Origin of the sequence: Paenibacillus sp. NPDC057934, assembly GCF_042887565.1 — a bacterium.
Lineage (GTDB): Bacteria > Bacillota > Bacilli > Paenibacillales > Paenibacillaceae > Paenibacillus_AQ.
Genome location: NZ_JBHVPB010000003.1, coordinates 499,048 through 524,352, shown reverse-complemented (window position 1 = coordinate 524,352; position 25,305 = coordinate 499,048). Strand labels below are relative to the sequence as shown.

Sequence of the window (25,305 nt, the reverse complement as noted above, 5' to 3'; positions counted from 1 at the left end):
GCAAGATGGGAGACGACGCTTTGGAAGAACGTGGGGAGACCTTTTTTCTGAATCTGCGCTTTATGCTTATTGTTACTGTCTTCATTGGGAATGCCATTGAACCGCTGGTAGGCGGGGTGAATACCATGCATCAACTATATCTGTGGATTTTCAGTTTCCATATGCCGCTTTTCGTACTCGTCACTGGGTATTTCGCCAGAAAAAATCTATATGGAACTGCTGGACGCCGGCTGCTATTACAAATCGGTTTGCAGTACATTATTTTCCAAAGTCTATATTCCCTGCTAGACAGCACCTATTTCCATGTGAACGGTATTCAGCATTCTTTCTTCGCACCTTATCTGCTCCTATGGTTTCTAGCGAGCCACGCCTTCTGGCGCCTGCTGTTGATCGGAATGAGGGGGTGGAAGCTCGGCGCTCAGTTAGCTTTTGCTATTATCGCAGGTGTACTTGTGGGGTATCTCCAGCTTGACGGTGTCTGGTTCAGCATTAGCCGCACCTTCGTGTATCTACCCTTTTTCGTGATCGGCTATCACTTCTCGTTCCCCGCCTTCCTGCGCATGTATCGCAAATGGGCCAAAGCCTCTGCTTGCATCTGCTCCATCCTGCTGCTGATCCCCCTGGGATTGTGGGGAACGATTCTTCCACACGGCTGGCTGTATGGATCAATGACTTACATCCAGCTTGGCCACCATGAGTGGTACGCCGGACTGTATCGTTTGGGGCTTTACGGTTGGCAATTTGCAGCTTCCCTCGCCTTTCTCGGATGGGTCCCTTATCGAATGGGCCGTATGACTGACTGGGGACGCCGAACGCTATATGTCTTCTTGCTCCACGGATTTATTATCCGCCTGGCAGCTGAATCCGACATTTATAGTGTAGTCAGCGGTGCTGCAGGAATTACAGTGCTGATTGGCACAGCTGTATTACTGACTATTCTGCTTGCCCAGCCCGCAGTCAAACGGCTCCTGCACCCGCTGGTGGAGCCTTCCGTTAGCTGGATGGTTCATCTGCAACGCGCAGCCTTGCGCCGGTCTTTATAAAAACACTCGAGTAAGCTAAACCCATTATCTAAAATAGAATATGAGATCGTTCCTTCTGTCGACAACGGTGTTGGTAATTGTCCGTATCACCGGAAGGAGCGGTCTTTTTGTCTTGAAGAGCAGATATCCTTGATAGAAGATCGGTAGAAAAAACTACCCGTTTGTGATAGACTCACTATTAACAATGACATGTTCGGCTTCGGACAGCCGTCATTCACAGTCATCATAGGCTTATTGCAACCAGTTATAGAAACGGCTTCCCCTCTTCTCTTTAAGAAGCTGGACCCCGTTAATTCTATAAACCGCATTTCCTTGCCTCTTATGAGTGCAATGCGTTAATGCGCCACTATATCAGATTTCGCATTTTACTAGGGGGGAAATTCATAATGGCAGTCAAGAAAAAGCGTTCAGACATGATCACCAAAGGTTTCGACCGTGCCCCGCACCGCAGTCTTCTGCGTGCAGCCGGTGTTAAGGAAGAAGATTTCGGCAAACCGTTTATCGCGGTCTGCAATTCCTATATTGATATTGTACCGGGCCATGTACACTTGCAGGAATTCGGTAAAATCGTCAAAGAAGCTATCCGCGAAGCCGGTGGCGTACCGTTCGAGTTCAATACGATCGGTGTAGATGATGGGATTGCCATGGGACATATCGGCATGCGTTACTCTCTGCCAAGCCGCGAGATCATCGCCGACTCCCTGGAGACCGTAGTATCTGCTCACTGGTTTGATGGTATGGTCTGCATCCCGAACTGTGACAAGATCACGCCAGGAATGATGATGGGTGCCTTGCGTGTCAACATTCCAACGATCTTCGTCAGCGGCGGCCCAATGAAGGCCGGTGTGGACAGCAAAGGCAAGAAGCTCTCCCTTACTTCTGTATTCGAAGGCGTAGGCGCGCACCAAGTCGGCAAGATCAACGACGCGGAACTGCTTGAATTGGAACAATACGGCTGTCCTACATGTGGATCATGTTCCGGTATGTTCACTGCGAACTCGATGAACTGTCTGGCTGAAGCGATGGGTCTTGCTCTGCCAGGTAACGGTACAATTCTGGCTGTAGCTGAAGAACGCAAAGACTTTGTACGTAAATCGGCGAAGCAACTGATGGAACTGATCGAACTTGATCTGAAACCACGCGATATCGTAACGATCGAATCCCTGGATAACGCATTTGCACTGGATATGGCTATGGGTGGTTCCACCAACACAGTACTGCACACTCTTGCACTGGCTCAAGAAGCAGGTGTTGACTACCCGCTGGAGCGCATCAACGAAGTTGCAAACCGCGTTCCTTACCTGTCCAAGCTGGCTCCTGCCTCCGATATCTTCATCGAGGACGTAGACCGTGCGGGCGGCGTTAGCGCCGTGCTGAACGAATTATTGAAGAAGCCAGGTGCATTGTTCGGTGATTGTATCACCGTTACCGGCAAGACACTGGCCGAGAATGTAAGAGGACATGAGATTAAGGACACTTCCGTTATTCATACGCTTGATAATCCTTATTCCGAAGTGGGCGGATTGTCCGTACTGTACGGCAACCTGGCTCCGGAAGGCTCCATTATCAAGGTTGGTGCGGTTGACGCTTCGGTAGGCGGCTACCACAAAGGCCCAGCGATCTGCTTCGATTCTCAGGAAACTGCGCTGGAAGGCATTGCGAACGGTAAGGTTAAAGAAGGCCACGTTGTGGTTATCCGTTACGAAGGTCCGAAAGGCGGTCCTGGTATGCCAGAAATGCTGGCTCCTACTTCCCAAATCGTGGGTATGGGCCTCGGCGCCAAAGTCGGCCTGATCACAGACGGTCGTTTCTCCGGCGCATCCCGCGGAATCAGCATCGGACATATTTCTCCAGAAGCGGCTGAAGGCGGACCAATTGCCTTCGTCGAAGACGGCGACATCATCGAGCTGGATCTGATCAATCGCAAGATTGAGCTGCTGGTCGACGAAGAAACCCTTGCTACCCGCCGTGCAGGCTGGAAAGGCTTCGAGCCGAAGGTGAAGACTGGTTATCTCGCCCGTTACTCCAAGTTGGTTACCAACGCTAGTAATGGCGGCGTATTGAAAATCTAATTACGTTTCAGGCCATGCCAGAACGTAATTCTTATTGAAGCGGTCCCTCGCAGCAGTTATTCTGCTGTGAGGGACCGTTTTTTTGTGCACCTAAAGATAAAAAGGGAACGCCTTACAGCCAACGTACGCTGGCCTAAGGCATTCCCTTCTTCCATAATTCTACCTATAATTCCTCTTTACATTAATGAACAACAGTTGCTCCTGGCAGTTCCACTTCATCCACAGCGTTGCTGCGGTTTCTCTCTTCTTCTATCTGCTCCCGCTTACGGTTCGCACTGCGCGGCTGCATCTTCTGATCATGCCGCTTCAACAATTCAGACACCGGCATCAGGATGAGCTTCGGCACAAGCACCTCGGTACGCTCCTTCAGTCTTGCTCCACCAGCAGGATGTATCACACTTAACAAAAGACTCAGGTAAATCTTGCTGGAACGAGCGAACCAGCCGTCGGGCATATCCAGTACTGTGAAACCGAACTTCTCTGGTCCCCGATTGATCATGCTGACTCCATACAATGCCTTGGCTTCCAGAAGCGCCTCATCATGGGCAATCTCCTCCGCGAGTACCGGCATATCCTTCTCCATCCGGCGAATCATGCGGATCGCAAGCTGGGCAGAAGAACGGGAATGCATGCCAAGCTCGAACAGTTCCCGGTTATCGACATGTAGCTCAATCACCTTGTCACCCTTGCTTAACGTGGTTCCATCCTCCATAGTGATCGACTGTCCTTGATACTTGCGCAGACGATAATGCAGGAATGGCTCGGCCGGTGAAAGAGTTCTTAACTTAAACAGAAATTGAAATAATTGCTCCCAGCCCAGCCATAGTCCCACAATCAGGCGTTTTCCGAAGGATATTTGCTGAATGGACGATTTCTCAGCCGTCTTGATCATCTGGTCAATACGGATGCTTCGCAGCCCACGTCTTTGCGCTTCCTCCAAGGTTCTCTCCAAGGCAATCAGCATTAGTCCCGGAGCGTCAGGATCGGCGCCCAGTGTCGCACCACTGTCATGCAGGAGCATCACTTCGCCCGGATTAAGGCGGGAGAGCATTTTCTCTGTAAGCTTCTCGGCCCCCTGCTTCTCACGCCAATCGCCGAACATCGCCGACCATAAAACAATCTGCACACGGCGACGCTTCGAGAAATCGAATAAATTCACAATTCCCCAAGGCGGACGATAGTAAGTGCTGTGTTCACCGGTAATGCTGTAAATAATTTCGTCTGTGCGCTGGATCTGCTTGCGTACCGTTGCCGGACGCATCAGCCAGTTGGTCTTGTGCACATAGTTATGAATACCGATGAGGTGGCCCTCCGCATGAATACTGCGAATCAGGTCAGGATATCGCTCCGCATGGGAGCCCACCACGAAAAAAGTAGCCTTAGCGTCATAGCGCCTCAGAAGTTCAAGAACCTTCGGCGTAAAACGAGGGTCCGGCCCGTCATCAAAGGTCAGCGCAAATTCATGGCTTCCGGTTCCTTTACGGAACACACGGTAACCGAAAATACGGCTGATAATACCGGGTATAAAGGCATAGAAAGATGAGATGTAAAACAACCAGAGCAGCAAAGTCTGCATGTCTATTCCCCGCTTTTCCAGAGTTGACTTTGGCTCGCCTTAGGTCTGCAAGCAGATACAGCGATACGGCCAAGTGTGTATAGCTTTCACCGCCTTTTTGCGGATATGTATCATCGGCACAAAAAAACGTTACCCCCTATTTTAACACAGCTATCAAAGAAATAGACGCTTTTTAAGTAAAATCGTGTACAATGGACTCAAGTTGTAAAGACCTGACATTTCATCTGAAAAGGAGTCGTTCAAATCTCATGCTCCCCTTGTACAAAAAATATTGGCGCACCTTCTTTGACATTGGATTAATTGTGCTGACGGTGTATCTGGTCATGTTCGCCTTCAGCAAGTTGTACCATTTGGCCGCCCCTGTGTTCCTGTCTTTCTTCGTGTTTATTATTATTGAGCCGCTGGCACGCTTTCTGAATCGCCGAGGTCTTGGCAAACCATTCGCCTCAGCAATCTCCGTTCTGTTCTTCCTCGTTCTGCTGCTAGGCACGCTGTTCGGTGCTGGCCTGCTGATTACAACTCAGGCACTGCAATTTCAGGACAACCTGCCAAGGTATACAAGTATTGTGCAAGAGCATTTTGTGGAGCTCACCGGCTATCTTCAGCATAAAGTCGACACGCTGCCACCGGATCTGACCCATAAAATCAACGGGTATTTCAAGGATGCCACCAACATCCTCTCTTCATGGCTCGTTATCTTCTTTAAGTATATGATCGGACTACTGGGCTCGTTCTCATCTTTTATGGGAAATTTCGGGATCGCCATCATTTTAGCCTTTTTTCTCAGCATGGAGATTAAGGATTGGAAGAAAATTGCCCATGAGAAAATGCCGAAAACCCTTAAGACGGCTTACGCTTTTCTGCAAGGAAATGTATTCAAGGCGATCGGCGCCTATGTCAAAGCTCAACTCATTCTCATCAGCATCACCTTTGTCATCGTTCTAGTTGGACTGTTCATCCTAGGCACAGGCAATGAGCTGACAATGGCCTTAGTCTGCGCCGTGTTCGACGTTCTGCCGCTGCTGGGCGTGTCAACCATCCTGATCCCTTGGATTGTGTATCTCTTCATTATCGGAAACACCTCCATGGCGATCGGCCTGATTGTCCTTCTCGCTGTGGTGTTAATCCAGCGTCAGATCATGGAACCGAAAATCACCGGTAATTCGATCGGTGTATCTTCCGCGTTCCTGATGCTCTCATTCGTTATCTTGTCCATGTCAGCGTTTGGCGTAGCAGGCTTGATCCTGTCTCCGATACTGCTGATTCTGATTAAGGAATTGATTCAGCAGGGCTACCTGCAGCGCTGGATCTACCTGCCACAGGAAGAATTTATCGTCTCTCCGTTCGCGGCATCCGGGCCAGAAGCTGAGTCCTCTAAGAAAGACCACAGCGATCCTGGAACAGAAACTCCGGCGGATCAAGCTCCTGAGGTCGACGAGAGCAAATCAAATACTTGACCGAACAATTTCGTAGCCGTGTGGACGCTGCCAGGAGCCACGTTCTGGACAGACACAGCCACCGCATATCGCGGCTGGTCTACAGGTCCGTAACCAATGAACCACTGATTATTGCGGGGGACACCCTTGACCTGTGTCTGGGCCGTGCCTGATTTACCGGCCAGCGGCCAGCGGGCGGTCATTAGACTCCGGCCGGTGCCCTCGGTCACCACCTGCCTCATCCATGACAACAGCAGCCCGGTCGTGGATGCTGAGATTCTTCCAGCCCCGGACGGTAACAGATGTCCCGGCAAATCCTCCAGCTTCTGGCCATTGGCAAAAGTGACCTTCTGCAGGATGCGGGGAGCGGTGACCTCCCCGCCATGTAGCAGGGTCACTACCAGGTTGGCGGCCTGAAGCGGGGTGACCTGCACATCGCGCTGCCCGATGGCCGTCTGCACTCTTGCGCCGCTGTCATCGGGCACCAGAGACGTGAAAATCGTCCCTTGCTGCTCCCCCGCCAGCGGCCTCAGAAGGGGCAGTCCTAGAGTATCCTCAGACTGCCAGCCAATGTCCCTTCCCAGTCCCAGCGCCCACGCGGCGGACTGGATCTGCGCGCCGCTTAGACGTTCGGCGAGCGCGGCGAATACTGTATTGCAGGACACGGCGAACCCTTGCGCCAACGTAAGGGGGCCGTGTCCTTTTCCTTTTAGGCAGGACAATCCGTACTTCTCATATTGGCCGGAGCAAGTAAAAACTTCCTGCGGCGTTGTAACTCTGGCCTCCAGAGCCGCTGCGGCGGTGACAATCTTGAAGATGGAGCCGGGGACAGCGGCTTGAAGCGCCCGATTATTCCACTCTCCACCCTGAGGCGAAATATCCTGCGGGTTATATAAGGGTAGAGAAACCATAGCTTCAATATCCCCAGTCCGTGAGTCCAATACAACAATCGCACCTTCCTTCATACCACCCTGAATCGCCAGCTTCTCAATGCTATCCTGAAGTTTTTTGTCTATCGTTGTGTATAAAGACAACGGGTAGTACGGATTTCCCGGTGAACGGACTTTGAGCGGACTACCCGGAAGACGGTTCCCCCTCGCATCCACCTGCACGTACGCCTCGGTATGACCTACACCCCGGAGCAAGGGCTCTAGTGTCTTCTCCAGTCCATCCGTTCCGGTCCTAGGAATCCGGAGTCCTGAAGAACTAGCCAGCTCTCCGCTTGCCTGCGGGACCGCTTCTGACAAGTAGCCTAACCACTGTTGTCCCGACAACTGACCATCATACCTCCGGGCAAACGGCAGCACCATCACACCAGCGATATCAAGTTCTTTAACTTCGTCGGCTTGGGCAGGAGACAGCGCCAAAGGTGCTTTTCCTTTTGGAGATGGCCATAGCAGAGGTTCTTTCAGGAATGCGACTCTGCTCAGCAGTTGCTGATAGCTGACCCCCAAAATGGCCGCCAGGCGGTGCATAGGGCCGTCTTCGTTTCGCTCCACTTGCACCTTTACACTAGCAGCCAATTCTTCCTGCGGGAATAGAGCGGCTGTCCAGATCGTTTCCCCGGCGAGAGGTATTCCGTGACGGTCATAGAGACGCCCGCGTCCGCTGTCCAGCACTGTTTCACGCTCACTTTGAATTTCTGCCATCTTGGCCAAGGTATAGGGTGTACCAGGGACAGGCCGATCCTTGATCACGAATTGTACCCAAGCCAACCGCAGGATCAATATTCCCACGGCAGCGGATAAGATCAACAGCGAGCTGAACAGACGACGATGATGATTGTTGATACGCAATGTTGCCTTCCCTCCTGACAGGATTCCTTAACCTTATTATGTCCCACCTTCCGTCATTAGAATCTTTCCCCTGACGATTAACAAGCACAAGAGCAAGCCCCAACCTTCTGGAGCCTGCTCTGGGTAGTTCACCTTTTAGATTAATCAGAACCTATACTCTAAACCTCGCTAGACTGGCCCTTAACTTGGCGGAAGCCTTCTGCAAACTTGCGGAAAGCTCCACCAGATGGTCACTAACACTCTGCTGCTCTCCACTGAGCGAAGCCACCTCTTGTGAAGCTGCCGAAGATTGCTCAGCAATAATACTGACGCTGTCCATCGTCTCTGACAGCACACGTTGCGATTCACCGAGCCCGTCAATCGAACCGGTAACTGCATCCAGGAAGGTAATGAATTCATTCATCTGCCCCTGTACGGATACGAAGAGATCACTTGTACTTTGTACTGAAGCACTTTGCTCCCCGAACAGCGGTGCCACCTCGTCGAGAACCGTGACTGTTTCGTTCATCTCAAGCATGATTCTGTCAGTGATTTCTCCCACCACGGCAATCGAACTTCTGGATTGATCGGCTAGCTGACGGATTTCACTCGCTACGACCATGAACCCTTGCCCCGCGTCACCGGCCCGGGCAGCTTCAATGCTGGCATTCAGGGATAAAATATTCGTTTGTTGCACAATGCGCTGCATGACATCCAGAACCTGAATCACAGACGATGCCGTTGTCTGAAGGTTGTTCACCTTGTTCACCAGCGTCCGAGTTCTTTCCTCCGTGATCTGTGTCCGGCTCTTGAGTTCCTTCAGCATCGCTACACCTTCAGTGCTGAACTGCCCCACACTGTGCGCCCTGCCGTTCATTTCATGAGTAGCCGCTGTTACCTTGTTCATCTGCTCCGAGATCTGACCGGACAAGGCATTTCCGTTGTCTGCTTCCAGCGCCAGGCTACCCGCGCCCCCAGCAACCTCTTCCATAGCGGCAGCGATGTCTTTAGCTGCAGACGCCGTCTTGCGGGAAGCACTGCTCAGGACATCCGACATCTCCAGCACCTCTTGAGCAGTCTCATTGGTCTGGTCGACGAGTTCCGTAATTCGCTCCATCATGGTGTTGAAGGAGAGCGACAATTGGCCGATTTCATCCCGGGATTTGAACGACGTCCGCACACTGAGGTTCCCTTCAGCACCCTGGAACATTAAGTCCTTGAGCCGGGTCAACGGCCTTGCGACCATTCGCACCATCCATAGGCCAATCAGAATGGCAATGACTGCGGCAGCGCCAACCGCGATATAAGTCGTCTTCAGAATCCGTACCGCATCTTGGGTTAAATTCTCGGCAGGCACGACACCCAGCAGCTTCCATCCGGAGCTCTGCATCGTTCCATATACCGCCAGAATTGATTTCCCTTCCTCATTCTTGGTGGGCAGAGCGCCTGAAGAAGCCTGCTTGAGCCCTGTGAACAAGGTACCTCCCAGGCTTAGATAAGTGTCCGTCTCGTTCTGCATAGAGGACGCGATCAGCTCATCCTTTTCAGTCAGGAGCTGAATGTAGGAGCCTGTCCCCAGATTCACCTCGCCCAGTAGCTTTTCGACCTCACTAACCTTTATATCACTGATCGCGACATATCCTGAATCTTGGGATTCTCCTGCAATCGCTTTCGCATAGTGAAAAACCTCTGGAGCTGTTGCTCCCTTCATCTCTTTGGTCAACCATAGCCCTTCTGGCTTGTCCGACAGCTGGCTGAACCAGGATGCCGAACGTGCGCTCTCCATAAAGGGTTCATCCTTGGCGCCGGCAGCCACAATCGGCAATGATTTCTTCACAGGAATAAGATACACCGCCTGCACGCTCTTGGCGCTCGACAGCCAGTTGCTGAGCTCTGTAGCAATAACATCGACTGGCAGCCCGGAGGCAGACTGGCTAGCCTCTTTCATAGCGTGCTGTATCTCTTTGTTGTAAGCGATTTGGCCCAAATTGTCCTCGTAACGGAGCATAGTAACATCCAGCTTCTCCGCAGTTTGAATCACCGTCTGCTGGTTGGATGACAATGCGTTGTCTTCAATGGTCTGCTCAGCAACGGAATAGGAGGTATAGCCGAGCGAGAGCACTATTGTCATAGTCGCTATGAAAAAAACGAGAAAAAGCCGCAACCCCAAAGATTCAGCGGGATGCAGCCGGGAAAGAAGACTGCGTGGTTGGATTGTTGACTTCATCAGTACAGATCACCTGCCATCATCTACAGTTATAGTTTACTTTAAATATTACAAACTACTATTTTAAACCAAAATTGCTCTTCCTGCTGTGATATAGTTGTACGCCGCCAACCTAAATAACTCTTAATTGACTTACGCCCCCTCTTTGAAAATATAAAACAGCCGCCTCTTCACGAAGAAGAGACGGCTGCAACAAGCTTCCGAAGGTACGATAGCTTGTCATTAAAGTGATTTATATTTTGAACAGAGACAGCTTTTCCTTCAATTGCCCCGATACACTTTCCAGCTTCCCGGACAGCGATACCAGTTGATCGCTGACGTTCTGCTGCTCGCTGCTAAGCGAGGCTACTTCTTCCGAGGTTGCGGACGATTGCTGGGCAACGGCACTTACGTTGCCCATTGCTTCAGACAAGACCCCCTGGGAATGATTCAGGCTGTTGATGGAGGCCGTAACAGACTCCAAGCTCAGAATAAATTCATCCATCTGATCTTTTACAGAAACGAAGATATCACTGGTGTTCTTCACCGAGCCCATTTGTGCCTCAAAGAGTGGCGTCACTTCGGACAATACGACGACCGTCTCATTCATCTCGGTCATAATCTTGTCAGTAATTCCAGCCACCAGCGCAATCGACTGCTTGGACTGGTCTGCAAGTTGGCGAACCTCTCCGGCTACGACCATGAAGCCCCGACCGGCTTCACCTGCTCGTGCGGCTTCAATTGTAGCATTGAGCGACAAAATGTTCGTCTGCTGGGTAATATTCTTCATGACATCAAGCACCTTGATCACAGAGAACACCGTTTCTTTCAGATTGTTGACGCGCGCAACCAGTGCTCCTGTCATCTCTCCGGTACGGCTCGTCTGACCCAGCAGCTCCTCCAACTGATTTGCACCTCTGCTACTGGCCTCTCCGACACTGCGTGCAGCCTCATCCATCTCGGAATTGGCGGATACAACGGTCTGCATTTGCGTAGCAATCAGTTCAGTCAATTCATTACCGCGCTCTGCCTCCAGGGCCAGACTGCCTGCACCACCGGCAATCTCTTCCGTGGCCGCAGCAATTTCTTTGGCAGACACAGCAGTTTTACGTGAAGCATCGCCCAGCTCTCCGGCAGTTTCCAGTACCTCACGCGCCGTTTCAGTCGTCTGCGCCACAAGCTCTGTAATCCGTCCCATCATCGTATTAAAGGATGCGGACAGTTGGCCGATTTCATCCTGCGATGCATATTCGGTACGAACACTCAGATCGCCCTTTGCCCCTTCTACCATCAGATCCTTGAGACGGGATAGCGGACGGGCAATCATGCGGACCATCCAGTAGCCCAGAAGAATGGCAAGTAAGGCTGCCCCCCCGGCAGCAACAAAGGTCGTGACGAGGATTGGATAAGCCTCCTTAACCAATTCACCAGTAGGAATAATTCCAGACAGCTTCCAGTCTGCTTTAGTCATCGGATTGAAGACAGCCAGAACCTGCTTTCCAGCTTCGTCTTTATTCTCCTGACTTTTATTCTTTGCCTTGCTGTCTTTGATGAATGCAAACTTTGATTCTAGCCCATCCTCGGCAGGTGTATTAGAGGCAATAACGATACCGTTAGGATCTACCAACTGTATGCGGGAACCTTCGCCCAGCTTAACACTCTTGAAGGCGTCTTCCAGCATTTTATTCTTCAATTCCACCAGCATCACATATCCTGAATTCTCGCCGAGATTTCGAAGTGCGCGCACCATAGCGATATTCGTTCCGCCTTTGCCTTCAACTGCGGTAGAGAACCAGTAATTCTGTGAGCCATCGGTATCGGAATAATGCGATTTGTACTCCTTGGTTCGTTCAACCGCCTGCTTGAACCAATCCGTATCCCTGATACCTTCAAGCATTAGACCCGAACTACCAGTAGTGATAACATCGGAAGCCGCTTCCTCCGGAATCAGCGAGATACTGACTACGTTGGAATCGGAGGTCGTTTGGCTCGATAGCTTCTTACCGATTGCACTTGAAGCCACAAATTTATCGTAATAGTTATCCGCTTTATCCAGTGATGTCAAATCATTCTGAATCTGCGGATCAAAAAACAGCTGAAGCGCCAATGTCTCATATTGTTTGAGTATAATATCCAACTTCTCCGAGTTCTGTATGACCGTTTGGCGGTTGGCCTCTGCGACATTGCTCTTAATCGTACTTTTGGCTTTTGAATACGACAACAAACCCAGAAGCAGTACGACAATCACGATGGACGATAAAAAGATCAGGAACAGCTTGACCCCGACAGATTTCACCGGATTGACTTTTTTCATCTGACTCACCGAGCCCCGCAGCACGCTTTTCATGCTTACGCCTGATTTAACGCCGTCTTTGAGCTTGCCGATACTGGATGCACCGGCCTTACGCTGGTTCTTTTTCTCTGTGTTTTCTTTCACCGACTTCTCTTTCTTTCCCACTCTCATCCTTCTCTCTTTCTGCTCATCACTCTTATTCTCCTGTTCCGGAGTTCCCATTAGATCACCCACCAGTTTGATTAGAGATATTTGTAAGCGTTGTCTGACTTATATATCGGCAAACAGTCCTTTTTTCCTTAGGCTTTTTGAATAATCTTTTCCATGAGTATGTAACTTTTAGCCTATTTAGGAGATACAAAAAAACGGGACTATCCTCGTTTGAGAGAGGCTGTCCCGTATCTTTGTCAATCCTTATTTTCTTTTGCGCATCATGTCAAAATAGGCCACCGGTGCATCTACCTTCATTCGCACCTTCTGCAGCGGGTGACGGGCGGCATCCAGCGGATTGCCTTGCTCGTCCCAGATCTCTCCTACCGTCTGCTTGAAGAAGGTATCGTCCGGTCCGAAGAACTCCACTTGCTGGCCCGGCTTGAAGTGATTCCGCTGCTGAATCAGCGCAGTACCCGTCTGTGCATCATACTCCAGCACCAGGCCGGCAAAATCATATGGCGCTGCTTTTTCTTCGGGCTCATAGATGTGATCCTCATGGTCCGGTGTATCGTAGAAGAAACCTGTGTTCAGCGGACGGTTCGCCGCTTTGTTCAGCTCTTCCAGCCATTCTGGCTTCAGCACATAACCTTCAGGATCAGCCATGTAAGCATCAATGGCTTTGCGGTATGCATTAACTACTGTAGCCACATAATGAATGGATTTCATCCGGCCTTCAATCTTGAAACTGTCGATGCCGACTTCGATCAGATCGGGAATGCTCTCCAGCATGCACAGGTCTTTGGACCCCATGGTGAACGGGTTGTCCTGTGGCTCATGTAGTGGAAGCAGGGTCACTCCTGGCAGCAGACGCTCAGGTGACTGCATCGCTTCGGCCTGTTCTTCTTCAGACACCCAAGTTCCATCCGGACGCGCATCCTCGAACAGATCGTATTTCCAGCGGCAGGACTGGCAGCAGCCCCCTCGGTTAGAGTCCCGGTCTGTGAAGTGGTTGGACAACACACAGCGACCGGAATAGGAGGAGCACATCGCACCATGGATAAAGCTCTCGATCTCAATATCTACATGCTTCTTGATCTCGGCAATTTCCTCCAGGCTTGTCTCCCGGCCCAGAACGACACGAGGTAGTCCTTCCTCCTTCCAGAAGGATACAGCTTGCCAGTTCAGAGTGGACTGTTGGGTGCTGAGATGCACCTCCAGGCCCGGAACCAGGCGGCGTGCTGTATCCACAATAGCCGGGTCGGCTACAATGATCGCGGCAATGCCGGCTTCATATAAATTACGCAGGTATTCTTCAATCCCCGCGACATCTTCATTGTGAGCATAGATGTTCGTAGCCACAAAGACCTTCGCGCCATATTTCTTGGCGAATTCCACGCCTTCGCGCATTTCCTCAAAGCTGAAATTGTCAGCACCCGAACGCAGGCCGTATTTTTGTCCGCCAATATAGACGGCATCTGCACCATAATGCACGGCGAATTTCAATTTTTCCAAATTGCCCGCCGGAGCCAGGAGCTCCGGCTTGTCCAGACGATAACGTTTGCCCTTATGCTGCGGCTTGGTCATGGTACTCATTCCTGTTCTCCCCTCCATTTCCCCGTTCTGCGGGGTCTATACGATTAATACACTTGCTCTTTATAAAAGAATCCAAAGGACAGCTCGCGCTCAGGGTCCTGCAGCTTACGAACCTCATCCAACCATTCATCCTGGAAGGCATAGCCTTCAGGATCAGCTGCATAGGCATCAATAGCTGTGCGATAAGCTCGAACTACCGCAGCATTATAGACAATCGGCTTCAGCAATCCTTCAATTTTAAAGCTCTGAACACCCGCTTCCATCATGATATGCAGGTCTTCCATAATACAAATATCATCCGAACTCATAATATGAGTGCCGTTATCATCTTCATAGATCGGGAAGATCTCACCCGGACGCTCCGCTTCGACCAGGAACAGACCGCGCTCCTTGCCCAGGCTTCCGCCATCCGTTGGACGTCCTTGGTGAGCCATGTAGCTCGCTACGAGCTTACGCTTGGAATGGTAAATGTTCGTCATTCCATGCACCTGAACCTGGGCCTCTATTTCCAGCAGCGGCACCATCTCCGTAATCTCGTCCATATTTAGTTCACGGGCCAGCACAACACGGGATGCGCCTTTGCGTCCCCAATAGTTAGACGTAGCGTAGTTGGTGGAAGTCATCTCCGCGTTCCAGTGCAGCTTGAGACCAGGCGCCTCCTGCCGCACGGCAGCCAGCACAGCCGGGTCACCAAATTCAACAGCGTCAACGCCCAGCTCGCCTATAGCCTTTACATAGGCTGGCAGCTCATCAAGCAGACTATTCGGCATCAGACCGCCCAGCCCCGCAACGACTTTGCGGCCCCGGGCATGAGCCATCTCTATAACTGCCTTGGTGTCCTCTAGCGTGAAGTGCCCAGCCAGCCTCATGCCAAAGCGGTCATCCCCGATCAACAGCGCATCTGCACCTGCATCCAGCAAGGCTGCCGCTTCTTTAAGCGATGCTGCCGTCGCCAGCAGCTCAGGTTTTTTGTTCATTGTTAATCCTCCTACGTCTGTCACAGCTTGCAAGCCGGTGATGTCCCTGCGGCACCTTAACCAGGCCCACAGTCTGCACCACTCTCCATTGTAATGCGTTACTGCGAAGTTTGTTTGCTTTTTTGAATATTGGCTAAATGTTCCTTATACGTCTTGGCAAAAAGATGACCTTTACTGCCATCCTTCTTTGTGACATAGAAATAATAATCAGAAGCTTGCGGCTCCAGAGCCGCCTGAATCGACGGCAGACCAGGGTTGCAGATCGGTCCCGGAGGAAGCCCTGCATGCTTGTACGTATTATAAGGACTCTCAATCTCTAAATCCTTGTAGAGCAGCCTTTCCTTCGGTTGATCCAGCAGATACTGAACCGTAGCATCAATCTCCAGCTTCTGTTCCTTCTTCAGCCGGTTATAGATTACTCCCGCCACCAGCGGACGTTCTGTATCGACTACAACCTCACGCTCCACCAGTGAAGCGACGGTCAGAAGCTCATGTAGACTTAGACCTCTCGCTTTGAGCTTTTCGTGCCAATTCGGGATGGTATCGAGCTTCTTCGCCAGCTGTTCCAGCATCGCTTCCAGGATTTCTTGCGGCGTGCTGTCCTTCGGCAGCTCATAGGTCTCCGGGAACAGATACCCCTCCAGACGATGACGCAGGTCCGGCTCTTGCGGAATGCCCAGAACGTCGGCTTCTTTCAGCGCCTTGCCGGAATTCATAAGATCCACAAAAACAGCCGAATTCAGCTTGGAGGCAGTAGCTAGTTTGTCAGCCACCTGTTCTGCCGTATATCCTTCAGGAATGGTGAACATCAGGGTCTCTTCCTTGACAACATCACCAGCGTTCAGCCGAGCAATGAGCTCATCATAGGTATCGCCTGGTTTCGCCACATAGGTGCCAGCCTTGAATTTCGAGCCTTCTTTGGTCCATTTCAGATATCCTTTAAAGAAAAGACTATTACGGATAATCCCATTCTTCTCAAGCAGGTCAGCAATTCCCGCGCTTCCCGTGCCTTTCTCAATTGTGAACGTAACGGGCTGCCCGGCAGGAGCTACCGGCTGCATCCCGTTCCAAATGTACCACGCTCCTCCACCTCCTGCTGCAATCAGGAGAACTAGGATCAGTAGCACAGTGCGGACTGCGGATTTCAATGGATCTCCTCACTTTCCGACTGAATCGATTTCATAATGCGGATTTCAATCCGAATAGGTAAGATATCTAGTTACACCTAAACCATGTCCAACTAGATATCGATGATTAGACGCTCACTTATGGATTTATGAAATCGATTCGACTATAAAGTATAAAATTCTATCGTCCCAAATTCAACCTATAATTTTATTAAGGCTTTCCATGCAAAAAGAGCGCGGAATACTCCGCCCTCCTTCATGCCAACTGTAAATGTAACGTACGCTGATCTCGTCCTATTCCAAATCCTCATCTGGAAAAGTTAGCTCGTCGTACAGCTCTGAAATATCTTCCCATTCTTCATCGTCGACGATGCTTTCCAATTCAGGAAGCCCGTCAGGCGAGACTACAATCCGAAGAATATCATATTCTCCGTTCTTGCCGGAACCTTCCAGCACCGCGTAACCGCGGCCACCGACTTCAAACTCCGCAATAATATCGTAAACAGAAGATTTGCCTTGCTCATCTTCCAGTTCTACAGTCTCTCCGTACGCATCTTTAAGACGGGAAGTCCATACCGCTTGATCAGCGGACAACTCAGTCATTCTCTGCTCCCCCGTCCAGCTCGTCGACCAGGGTATTGAACGTCTCTTCGACGATCGCCCACTCCTCGTCATTCTCGATCATGAACAGCTGCAGATCATCGCCGTCTTCCTCATAACGGAAGGCGTACACTTCGTCGGACTCTTCGTCTTCGGAATCCAGTGGAACTACCATCATGTACTTGGCATCCGAACCGTCAACCTCAAACTTCATGATGACCTCGAATTCCTCTTCATTACCTTCCTCATCGGGAATATAGATAATTTCCGGTTCTTCTTCTTGGCCAATATGTTCGTTTGTCATATGCGCACCCCTCACCTTTTACTGTTAGCATCCAAAAAATTTTGCAAAATTAGGGCTGCGGCCATTTTGTCCACAATCCCTTTGCGCTTCTTTCGGCTGACGTCCCCTTCAATCAGCACCCGCTCGGCGGATACCGTCGTCAGACGCTCATCCCAAAGGTGTACGGGCATTTCCAATTGTTCCCGAAGCTTGTCAGCGAACTCTATGCAGATTTCGCCACGGGGACCTACTGTGCCGTTCATGTTCTTCGGCAGCCCAACCACGATTTCTCCGATCTCATGCTCCTTGACGAGTTCGCGGATGCGTTCGAACTCTCTTCCGTCTCCGCGCCGCTCAATGGTCTCCAGAGATTGTGCCGTCCAGCCGAAAATATCACTCGCGGCGACGCCGATTCTACGGTCGCCATAATCCAAACCTAGCTTCTTCATTTGGCGTTATCCACCTGATGATTGGCTAGATAGAACCGCACCAGTTCCTCAATCAGCTCATCACGTTCTTTTCTCCGGACCAAACTTCTAGCATTGTTGTGACGGGGAATATAGGCTGGATCTCCGGAAAGAAGATACCCTACGATCTGGTTGATCGGATGATATTCCTTCTCTACGAGCGCATTGTATACCGCAAGCAGAATTTCCTCGGGAGAAGCTTCCTTCTCATCGCCCTTCACATTGAATTTAACCGTTTTGTCCATGGAGTCCATATGTGACACCTTCCTTCTGCAAATCACCTGTAGCAGGCGGCTTCGCAAACTCGCTGCTGTACAGCTTACTTGCTGCCCTCATCATAACATATTCATGCCCCAACAAGAAAATCCTGCCTGGATATAACGCTTTTTTTGGCATTTCATCTACAAAAAACGTGAAATTTTTGGTCTTTTAAGCTATTGCCAAAACCACATTTCGCCTAAACCAGATGGCCCGCCACGAAGCAGCGGTACTGAGAGGAAAGACTCAGTACCGCTGTCTGTCTTCGCAAATGAAATTTGGGCTTCGGGCCTTTGGACCGGGTTGGCTCTCTATCTTATCCCAGCGCTGCTACTAATTCTTCAGCCTTAGCCAAAGCCTCGCCTAGCTTCGAAGCGTCCTTGCCGCCAGCTTGCGCCATATCAGGACGTCCCCCGCCGCCGCCGCCGCATACCGCAGCCACTTCTTTCACCAACTTGCCGGCATGGTAGCCGCGCTTCACCAGTTCTTGAGGTACGGCTACGACAAAGTTCACTTTGTCATCCATGGCTGCGCCCAGAACAAGCACTGCGTCAGGCAGCTTGCTCTTCAGCTCATCGGCTGTGGAACGCAGCGCATCCATGCTGCCTGCTTGCACAGATACAGCCAGCAGCTCTGTACCGCCGCCAACCGTCTTCACGCTACCAGTCAGCTCAGCTGCAAACGTAGCGCTCAGCTTGGATTGCAGCGACTCGTTCTCACGCGACAGTTCGCGTACTTGACCATGCAGAGCTTCAATCCGCTTTGGCACATCGTTCAACGAAGACTTCAGCAGTCCGGCGGATTGCTTGAGCAGATCCAGCTGGCTCTCAGTGAACTGGTATGCGTAGCGTCCAGTTACAGCCTCAATCCGGCGCACACCGGAACCGATGCCGCTCTCGCTGAGCAGCTTGAAGATACCAATCTGCGAAGTATTGCTAACGTGGCAGCCACCACACAGCTCCAAGCTATAGTCGCCAACCTGAACCACGCGGACGATGTTGCCATATTTTTCACCGAACAATGCCATAGCTCCCATAGCTTTGGCTTCGTCAATCGGCTTGTTCTCAATCACTACATCCAGACCGCGCCAGATTTGCTCGTTCACACGGTGCTCAATTTCACTGAGTTCTTCCGGCGTAATAGCACCGAAGTGTGAGAAGTCAAAGCGCAGACGTCCACCTTCTACCAAAGACCCTGCCTGATTGACATGTCCGCCCAGTACTTCCTTGAGCGCTTTGTGCAGCAAGTGAGTCGCGGTATGGTTCTTCACGATGTCCTCACGCTCGGCGCGGTTTACTTCAGCACGAACGGTATCTCCTACGCGCAGCTCGCCAGCTTCTACTGTTACCAGGTGCACATGCTGACCATGTGGTGCTTTGAACAGTCCCTTGACTTTAGCGGTTACGGAACCGCCGCTCAGTACACCCGTATCACTCACTTGACCGCCACTTTCCGCATAGAACGGAGTAGTGTCCAGAATGACCTGAGCTTCTGTGCCTTCGCCAGCGAGGTCTGCCAACTCGTTGTCGACAACGATCGCAACAATTTTAGATTCAGTTACCGAGTCATTATAACCAACAAATTCGCTTTTAACCGTCAGTTCAGAAAGAGCTCCGCCTTGAATTTTCATGCTGCCGCCATCTTGGCGTGCAGCTCTTGCACGATCACGTTGCTCCTGCATCGCTGCATCAAAGCCCTCGCGGTCTACCGTCAAACCCTGCTCAGCAGCAAAATCTTCCGTCAGGTCGAACGGGAAGCCGTAAGTATCATACAGCTTGAACGCGTCTTTTCCGGCAATCACGCCAGCGCCGCTCTCTTTGGCTTTGCTGCTGATTTCGCTCAGAATAGCCAGACCGTCGGAGAGCGTCTCGTGGAAACGTTCCTCTTCTGTACGGATGATCTTCGCAATATATTCGCGGTTCTCCACAACGGACGGATAATACACGCCCATAATTTCGCCTACTGTTTCAGTCAGCTCATGCAGGAATGGACGATCCAGACCCAGCGTCTTTCCGTAACGGACTGCACGGCGGAGCAAACGACGGATAATGTAGCCACGACCTTCATTAGAAGGAAGTACGCCGTCGCCCACAGCAAAAGTAACTGTACGTACATGGTCAGCGATGACTTTAAGTGCAATATCCTGCTCAAGGCTATCCTTATAAGTTACACCAGCAAGTTGTGCTGTCTTCTGGATAATCGGCTGGAACAAGTCAGTGTCGAAGTTGGAATCTACATCCTGCAGGATCGAAGCAAAACGTTCCAAGCCTGCGCCTGTATCAATATTCTTGTTAGGAAGCGGTGTGTAGCTGCCGTCTTTATTATGGTTGAACTGGGAGAATACCAGGTTCCAGACTTCGAGCCAACGCTCATTTTCCCCGCCTGGATACATTTCAGGGTCACTCAGGTCATTGCCGTAAGCTTCGCCACGGTCATAGAAAATTTCCGAGCAAGGACCGCATGGGCCTTCGCCGATATCCCAGAAGTTCTCGTCACCCAGCTTAATGATGCGTTCAGCAGGCAAGCCCACTTTTTCATTCCACAGTTTGAAAGCTTCCTCGTCCTCGGCATATACAGTTACGGAGATGCGGTTTGGATCAAAGCCGATCCACTCTTTGCCCGTCAGGAATTCCCAAGCCCAGGTAATCGCTTCTTCCTTGAAATAGTCGCCAATGGAGAAGTTACCCAGCATCTCGAAGAACGTATGGTGACGACGCGTCTTGCCGACATTCTCAATATCATTGGTACGGATACACTTCTGGGAGTTAGTCAGACGCGGATTCTCCGGAATCTCACGGCCATCAAAGTACGCCTTCAGCGGCGCCATCCCAGCATTAATCCACAGTAGCGATGGATCGTTGTGAGGTACGAGCGAAGCGCTTGGCTCGATTTTGTGGCTTTTACTTTCGAAAAATTGCAGCCATTTGGAACGGATTTCACTTGCTTTCATTGTATACAGCCCCCGTCTTATTCTAAATTTTGAGATCACGGTTATTTCCGAAAAACAAATGGAAAACAAAAAAACGCCCCTGAAAATTCAGGGACGATTAGATCGCGGTACCACCCTGGTTATCGCCTTATCCCCTTGTGGCAGGAAAATTGCAGACGATCGCCTTGTCGCGGCTGTTAACGGGAACCCCCGGCGGACTTGGACCCGCACTCCGAAATCAGCTTTCCACCGGCCTGTCTCCAGGGTTCTCACAGCCATTACGACAATCTTCGTAAAGGAACCCGTTCTCTGTGCAAGCCATCTTCCGGTGTACTCCATTTCATCAACGTTTTACACATTTGCTTTTTAACATTTCAAGTATATCTACAGCCCCGGGTTCCTGTCAATCCAACCCGCACATATTCCGCATCTTGTCACTACAATTCTAATTTACACTGTATTCACAATTAATATCTACTCAATTTCTATAATATATTTCTCTTCTTAGGCCATAAAGCTTACAGCTTTGGCGATAGAATCTTCTAAAACGGCTATGAAATCATCAACATAATCTTTTGCCATCTCATAACTCAGCGTCCCAACCCCACCAAGAAGAGCATCACACAATGATTCTTCCCTAGGATATTCTTCATAGAGAGTATTGTCTTCGTAAGACTTCAACATGGCAGGACAAGCCTCGGTTTGTACACCAATAATACGGATTGCGGGATTAATGTATTTTGCCGCGACCGTGATCCCAGTAATAAGACCTCCACCACCTACTGAAACTACTATGGTATCAATATTTTTATTATGTTTCCGTAGATTTCCATATCACTATAGTAGGCGTCAATATAGGTTAAACTGTGTTCACGAATATACTTCATACCTAATGAATGTGCAACCGTTTCTTGCTTTTTCATTTTTTCATCTTTTCATTTATAAATTTCTCGATTTCTTGTTCTGAGGCAAAGAAAATTCTAAACAAACCCTTATGTTTATTAATAAGATCCTGTTCCGCTTTGCTTCACTCATTAGTCAAAATGCGCTGGATATCCAGTTCCGTGTATTCCGAGAACTGCTCTCTAAACGGGAAACGTTCTAATTCTAGCAATCTATCGTAGAGGCTCATGTTTTACCCCCTATTGGCTCAGAAATCCGGTCAATGGCGAAGAAGCGGCTGCGATTGCGAACACTGGCATCCCGATTCGGACGTAACCGACAGTGCACTGGTGCAGGTTATCCTCGCCTACCGGCTTCTTCTGCCCCGGGCCGGAATTCCCCACTCTACCCGCGAGCCAGCGCATCTGCGCGACCGCCTCATTCATCTTGGCGTAACCAAGATGTCGGCCGCAGTAGGCGGACACGTCAGTGACGGAGGCCCCCCCTCAGTTAAGATCTCCGACGGTCGAAGTGTGTCCGAAATTCGGGAGATATTGTATCAGAACGGACTGCAGCGGGTGTTCAAGGATTGGGATATACTGGTGTGATCATGCGAAACTTTATATGCGAATTAACATTTTTTTACTTGTAAAATCATAGGTGTTAGCACAATAATGTATATTATGGAAATATAGGAATATAATATTAATTCATTATTTTCTTAGGTGAATAGTGAATCAATATAAATAAAAAAGAAAAGGAAGATGAAATTGAAATCATACCGTAAGTATTTTTTGATCTTTTCGTTGCTTATCGTCGTGTTCACATCTGGTTCATTTAATACCTTAGCATCGGCTGAGCCCGCAACAGAAGAATTTACTGTCACTACGTCTGCTGTAGAACCAAGCAATGACGGAGCGGTACTTCAGCCTGCAACCATTCAACTTCAAGCTGATCAAACTATTCCTGTAAGCCGTCCAGCCTTTTCAATAATGGCCAATTACGATGTTACCGGTGGCTTGATGAACTTTACTGATTCGCTTACAGCTGCAGACCCTACCGATTTTTGGTTTTTTAGCGTCCCTACTAACCGCAACATTCTCTTTCAGATCAAGTCTACCAACTCGAATTATAGAGTCGAGCTGTATAAAATCGATTGGACAACAGGAACGGCTACATCCACTAATATCTCTTCCGCCCCAAATAATGTAATGTATGTTACTGGACTTGGTGCAGGGGACTGGGGACTGCGTGTAACTTCTATAGGTACACTCGGCACTTCCTACAGTATTCATATGAACGCCACAAACCCTTTTGATCATCAGGCTGCGGTTTTGTCTTATACTAACTCCCTGCTATACGCAGTAATGCAGTACCCGGATGATAAAATTTTCGTCAATGGTACATTTGTTGCCAGCACTAAGAATGCCGCCGACGTCAACCCTCATTTGGACTGGAAACGTGACTATACATTCTCCTATGGCGGCAACTATTCATCACGCAATCATAGTATTTCTGATGTAAGAGTGTCACGCGTGACCACTGGCATCAGCTATTCTTCAGCATCTGCCAGCTCCAATAATGCCGTTCTGCTTTATTTGAAAGAAGGTACGCTGTTCACTTATTTTGAATCCGAGTTCCGGTCCGGCCCGCCGACCCAACATTATTCTTCTTTTGTAGATACAAGCGGAAGAACAACACCACGCCGTTTTGATTTTATCGATACTGCAGGAGATCCGGATCTTCTGGTATTTGATTTGAATACCAATAAAGTCATCGATTTTGTCAGCAGCTTGAACAAATGGTATGCAAGCGGATCTGAACCTTCACCAACAATTAACTTTTATAATTAATCACCAGCACAGCAGGGAGCGTTTAGGTTAGATACCCCAATGCTCCTCCTCCAAAAAAAGAAGAGTGGTGACTCCCCCAGGGAATCACTACTCTTCTTTTCCGTTATTTTCCAAGCCATTGACACAGGCTTACATCATGTTATTAAGAATGCAACAAATTAATATGATCCAAATCCGTGCTACTATTGAAAATAAACTCCAGCTTATAATCACCGCGAACATAGGTTAATTTTGTTTGTTTGAGCTTGCCATTTTTAATGATAGTTGTGGCGTTAGGGGCAAACCAATTTTTCTTCAGCATACTCATGGTGATCCCGCCGATATTAGTTTGGCGCTCGATATTCGTACCGAAATAACGCATTTCGCGGATTTTGTCCAGCTTGTAGGAGAAGGCATATCCCGGATGACCCATTTCAGCATGATAGAGTTCAAAAGCGTCAGCATTATTGCCCTTCTGCTCTGGTTCGCCGAACAGCTTATATACATCTTGCCGTGTACTCTTGCCTACGGTAAAGCCGCTAACGGAGCCTGGAAACTGGCCTTTCAATGCTGGTTTATAGAAACTGTTTAATGTCTTGAGTGCTTGTTCAGAATCGGTTACGCTTGCTTTCGCAGCTGCGGCCTGGCTCACAGGCAAAAGGCCCGGATTCGCTATAACAGCTCCTACACCAACTACGGTCGTCAATGCAGCAGCAAGGGTTATTTTTAGAATTGGTTGTTTCAAACGCATTGTGAACTTCCTCCTTGTGTATAGCGCTTATGTTAGGACCAGACCATCTTAGCACGGAGGGTGTAGCGGTAAGTAACGATCTAATGAAAGAAATCTTACTGCTTTGTAACTTCACGAGTACTAATATACATCTTGAACTGGATGCCTTCCACTCGAATTCCAATAACAGGTTAGTTCTCAATCCCATGACGGCACAGGTTGATCCGGGAAAAAAGACGCTCCCTCTCTTTGCTGACAGCAACCGCCCCATAATCACGGCGGTTATTGCGATCTTCGTTACAGAAAATTCATTTTAGTTTGCAAAGAATTTACCTTTAGGCTGAGCTCACTCAGAAATATTGTTGTAGACTCATCACAAACTGGTAGAAGAAGTACCCTGCAAAACCAATTAGGACTATGCCTGCTGTTATCGTCACCCATTTGATGGCTGTATGGTTCATCGCTTTCCGCGTGGTCGCCACAATCGTCATTAGGCCTAAGTCATGAATCAGAATACCGAGCATAATCCCCAAACCGACGATCAGGAAGCTTCCTTTATTGGATTGGTCGAATGAATCAGCCAGCACGGTACCGAACACGCTCACCCAGAACACAAGATTTCCTGGCGAGACGGCAACGAGCAACCCATTTTTATAGGATGAAAATAGCGATTTGGTATTCTTCTCTCCGGCTAATGAAATATCATGATTCGCGTTCTTGATGCTGTCATAGCCCACGTAACATAAGAACAGCGCACCAACCAGCCACATAATCACTTGTATAATTGGAAGAGATAGTACCGATGCCAGGCCCAAATAGAGCCCGACGATTAACAACATGTCCACGGTCATGCCGCCCAGTCCGACAATCCATCCGTGCATGAACCCATTCTTGAGCCCCTGCTTCGTCATTTCAATTGTAATCGTACCCACTGGAAGAGCGATGGAGAATCCTAATAGAACATAGGTAAGTAGTAGTGCCATTTCTGTAAAATCACCTCTGTATATTTATGCGTAATTACTTATTTTACACGATGAAATCAATAGGTACAATCCCTTTTTCTTCAATTTACT

Annotated in this window: 21 protein-coding genes; 5 read left to right on the top strand and 16 right to left on the bottom strand. The window is 49.6% G+C overall.

Translation table 11 applies throughout. The annotated features are described in order from the left end of the window. The first annotated feature begins 5 nt into the window (after positions 1-5). Positions 6-1,043 (top strand): acyltransferase family protein, encoded by a 1,038-nt coding sequence (locus ACFVRY_RS09685; RefSeq protein ID WP_387499595.1) that lies wholly within the window; start codon positions 6-8, stop codon positions 1,041-1,043. Between the two features lie 386 nt (positions 1,044-1,429). Then, positions 1,430-3,115: a dihydroxy-acid dehydratase gene (gene ilvD, locus ACFVRY_RS09680; RefSeq protein ID WP_066373669.1), complete on the top strand. Its 1,686-nt coding sequence runs from the start codon at positions 1,430-1,432 to the stop codon at positions 3,113-3,115. Positions 3,116-3,296: 181 nt separating this feature from the next. Here ilvD and ACFVRY_RS09675 read toward each other — a convergent pair whose 3' ends face one another. Next, positions 3,297-4,691 (bottom strand): polysaccharide deacetylase family protein, encoded by a 1,395-nt coding sequence (locus ACFVRY_RS09675; RefSeq protein WP_387499593.1) that lies wholly within the window; start codon positions 4,689-4,691, stop codon positions 3,297-3,299. 248 nt (positions 4,692-4,939) lie between these two features. Between ACFVRY_RS09675 and ACFVRY_RS09670 the strand changes: the two genes are divergently transcribed. Then, complete coding sequence (locus ACFVRY_RS09670; protein ID WP_387499590.1) at positions 4,940-6,148, top strand: AI-2E family transporter; 1,209 nt, start codon at positions 4,940-4,942, stop codon at positions 6,146-6,148. Here ACFVRY_RS09670 and ACFVRY_RS09665 read toward each other — a convergent pair. The 13 genes from ACFVRY_RS09665 to ACFVRY_RS09605 form a co-directional block, all read right to left on the bottom strand. Then, complete coding sequence (locus tag ACFVRY_RS09665) at positions 6,109-7,923, bottom strand: peptidoglycan D,D-transpeptidase FtsI family protein (protein ID WP_387499588.1); 1,815 nt, start codon at positions 7,921-7,923, stop codon at positions 6,109-6,111. The two genes, ACFVRY_RS09670 and ACFVRY_RS09665, sit on opposite strands and share 40 nt — an antisense overlap. A 151-nt stretch (positions 7,924-8,074) precedes the next feature. Then, complete coding sequence (locus ACFVRY_RS09660) at positions 8,075-10,129, bottom strand: methyl-accepting chemotaxis protein (RefSeq protein WP_387499586.1); 2,055 nt, start codon at positions 10,127-10,129, stop codon at positions 8,075-8,077. Between the two features lie 232 nt (positions 10,130-10,361). Beyond that, complete coding sequence (locus ACFVRY_RS09655) at positions 10,362-12,623, bottom strand: methyl-accepting chemotaxis protein (protein ID WP_387499583.1); 2,262 nt, start codon at positions 12,621-12,623, stop codon at positions 10,362-10,364. 192 nt (positions 12,624-12,815) lie between these two features. Further along, entirely contained in the window at positions 12,816-14,147 is a 1,332-nt protein-coding gene (locus ACFVRY_RS09650) for a peptidase U32 family protein (protein WP_387499580.1), read from the bottom strand. A 44-nt stretch (positions 14,148-14,191) separates the two neighbouring features. Beyond that, positions 14,192-15,124, bottom strand: a complete 933-nt coding sequence (locus ACFVRY_RS09645; protein WP_387499578.1) for a peptidase U32 family protein — start codon at positions 15,122-15,124, stop codon at positions 14,192-14,194. Between the two features lie 98 nt (positions 15,125-15,222). After that, on the bottom strand, positions 15,223-16,272 hold the full coding sequence (mltG, locus tag ACFVRY_RS09640; RefSeq protein WP_387499576.1) for an endolytic transglycosylase MltG: 1,050 nt from the start codon (positions 16,270-16,272) through the stop codon (positions 15,223-15,225). Between the two features lie 273 nt (positions 16,273-16,545). After that, the gene (locus ACFVRY_RS09635) at positions 16,546-16,854 is read right to left on the bottom strand and encodes a DUF1292 domain-containing protein (protein ID WP_175374081.1); all 309 of its coding nucleotides are present in this window, start codon (positions 16,852-16,854) and stop codon (positions 16,546-16,548) included. Next, positions 16,847-17,155, bottom strand: coding sequence for a DUF1292 domain-containing protein (locus ACFVRY_RS09630; RefSeq protein ID WP_066373645.1), 309 nt, complete (start codon positions 17,153-17,155; stop codon positions 16,847-16,849). The genes ACFVRY_RS09635 and ACFVRY_RS09630 overlap by 8 nt, the downstream gene beginning before the upstream one ends. Positions 17,156-17,166: 11 nt before the next feature. After that, complete coding sequence (gene ruvX / locus ACFVRY_RS09625; RefSeq protein ID WP_066373641.1) at positions 17,167-17,583, bottom strand: Holliday junction resolvase RuvX; 417 nt, start codon at positions 17,581-17,583, stop codon at positions 17,167-17,169. Beyond that, positions 17,580-17,855, bottom strand: a complete 276-nt coding sequence (locus tag ACFVRY_RS09620; RefSeq protein ID WP_066373638.1) for an IreB family regulatory phosphoprotein — start codon at positions 17,853-17,855, stop codon at positions 17,580-17,582. The genes ruvX and ACFVRY_RS09620 overlap by 4 nt, the downstream gene beginning before the upstream one ends. Beyond that, positions 17,830-17,961, bottom strand: coding sequence for a hypothetical protein (locus ACFVRY_RS09615; RefSeq protein ID WP_387499574.1), 132 nt, complete (start codon positions 17,959-17,961; stop codon positions 17,830-17,832). Before ACFVRY_RS09615 ends, ACFVRY_RS09620 begins: the two co-directional genes overlap by 26 nt. A gap of 214 nt (positions 17,962-18,175) precedes the next feature. After that, the gene (gene alaS / locus ACFVRY_RS09610) at positions 18,176-20,809 is read right to left on the bottom strand and encodes an alanine--tRNA ligase (RefSeq protein ID WP_387499572.1); all 2,634 of its coding nucleotides are present in this window, start codon (positions 20,807-20,809) and stop codon (positions 18,176-18,178) included. 483 nt (positions 20,810-21,292) lie between these two features. Beyond that, the gene (locus ACFVRY_RS09605; protein WP_387499736.1) at positions 21,293-21,553 is read right to left on the bottom strand and encodes a pyridoxal-phosphate dependent enzyme; all 261 of its coding nucleotides are present in this window, start codon (positions 21,551-21,553) and stop codon (positions 21,293-21,295) included. Positions 21,554-21,918: 365 nt separating this feature from the next. On the opposite strand from ACFVRY_RS09605, the gene ACFVRY_RS09600 reads away from it, so the two are divergent. Together ACFVRY_RS09600 and ACFVRY_RS09595 are read left to right on the top strand one after the other, a co-directional pair. After that, the gene (locus ACFVRY_RS09600) at positions 21,919-22,278 is read left to right on the top strand and encodes a hypothetical protein (protein WP_387499570.1); all 360 of its coding nucleotides are present in this window, start codon (positions 21,919-21,921) and stop codon (positions 22,276-22,278) included. Between the two features lie 156 nt (positions 22,279-22,434). Beyond that, positions 22,435-23,523, top strand: coding sequence for a hypothetical protein (locus ACFVRY_RS09595; RefSeq protein ID WP_387499568.1), 1,089 nt, complete (start codon positions 22,435-22,437; stop codon positions 23,521-23,523). 142 nt (positions 23,524-23,665) lie between these two features. Here the strand turns inward: ACFVRY_RS09595 and ACFVRY_RS09590 are convergent, their stop codons facing one another. Together ACFVRY_RS09590 and ACFVRY_RS09585 are read right to left on the bottom strand one after the other, a co-directional pair. After that, a complete protein-coding gene (locus ACFVRY_RS09590) occupies positions 23,666-24,253 on the bottom strand; it encodes a YjgB family protein (RefSeq protein WP_387499566.1) in 588 nt (195 codons plus the stop codon). 329 nt (positions 24,254-24,582) lie between these two features. Next, complete coding sequence (locus ACFVRY_RS09585) at positions 24,583-25,215, bottom strand: LysE family translocator (protein ID WP_387499564.1); 633 nt, start codon at positions 25,213-25,215, stop codon at positions 24,583-24,585. Positions 25,216-25,305 lie beyond the last annotated feature (90 nt).

Excerpts from the sequence above, each read along its gene's own strand:
- ACFVRY_RS09675 (WP_387499593.1), bottom strand. The coding sequence starts at position 4,691 with ATGCAGACTTTGCTGCTCTGGTTGTTTTACATCTCATCTTTCTATGCC.
- ACFVRY_RS09650 (WP_387499580.1), bottom strand. The coding sequence starts at position 14,147 with ATGAGTACCATGACCAAGCCGCAGCATAAGGGCAAACGTTATCGTCTG.
- ruvX (WP_066373641.1), bottom strand. The coding sequence starts at position 17,583 with ATGAAGAAGCTAGGTTTGGATTATGGCGACCGTAGAATCGGCGTCGCC.
- ACFVRY_RS09620 (WP_066373638.1), bottom strand. The coding sequence starts at position 17,855 with ATGGACTCCATGGACAAAACGGTTAAATTCAATGTGAAGGGCGATGAG.
- ACFVRY_RS09630 (WP_066373645.1), bottom strand. The coding sequence starts at position 17,155 with ATGACAAACGAACATATTGGCCAAGAAGAAGAACCGGAAATTATCTAT.
- ACFVRY_RS09685 (WP_387499595.1), top strand. The coding sequence starts at position 6 with ATGGGAGACGACGCTTTGGAAGAACGTGGGGAGACCTTTTTTCTGAAT.
- ACFVRY_RS09595 (WP_387499568.1), top strand. The coding sequence starts at position 22,435 with ATGAAATTGAAATCATACCGTAAGTATTTTTTGATCTTTTCGTTGCTT.
- ACFVRY_RS09655 (WP_387499583.1), bottom strand. The coding sequence starts at position 12,623 with ATGGGAACTCCGGAACAGGAGAATAAGAGTGATGAGCAGAAAGAGAGA.
- ACFVRY_RS09670 (WP_387499590.1), top strand. The coding sequence starts at position 4,940 with ATGCTCCCCTTGTACAAAAAATATTGGCGCACCTTCTTTGACATTGGA.
- ACFVRY_RS09635 (WP_175374081.1), bottom strand. The coding sequence starts at position 16,854 with ATGACTGAGTTGTCCGCTGATCAAGCGGTATGGACTTCCCGTCTTAAA.
- ACFVRY_RS09600 (WP_387499570.1), top strand. The coding sequence starts at position 21,919 with ATGTTTTACCCCCTATTGGCTCAGAAATCCGGTCAATGGCGAAGAAGC.
- ACFVRY_RS09660 (WP_387499586.1), bottom strand. The coding sequence starts at position 10,129 with ATGAAGTCAACAATCCAACCACGCAGTCTTCTTTCCCGGCTGCATCCC.
- ACFVRY_RS09590 (WP_387499566.1), bottom strand. The coding sequence starts at position 24,253 with ATGCGTTTGAAACAACCAATTCTAAAAATAACCCTTGCTGCTGCATTG.
- ACFVRY_RS09585 (WP_387499564.1), bottom strand. The coding sequence starts at position 25,215 with ATGGCACTACTACTTACCTATGTTCTATTAGGATTCTCCATCGCTCTT.
- ilvD (WP_066373669.1), top strand. The coding sequence starts at position 1,430 with ATGGCAGTCAAGAAAAAGCGTTCAGACATGATCACCAAAGGTTTCGAC.
- ACFVRY_RS09645 (WP_387499578.1), bottom strand. The coding sequence starts at position 15,124 with ATGAACAAAAAACCTGAGCTGCTGGCGACGGCAGCATCGCTTAAAGAA.
- alaS (WP_387499572.1), bottom strand. The coding sequence starts at position 20,809 with ATGAAAGCAAGTGAAATCCGTTCCAAATGGCTGCAATTTTTCGAAAGT.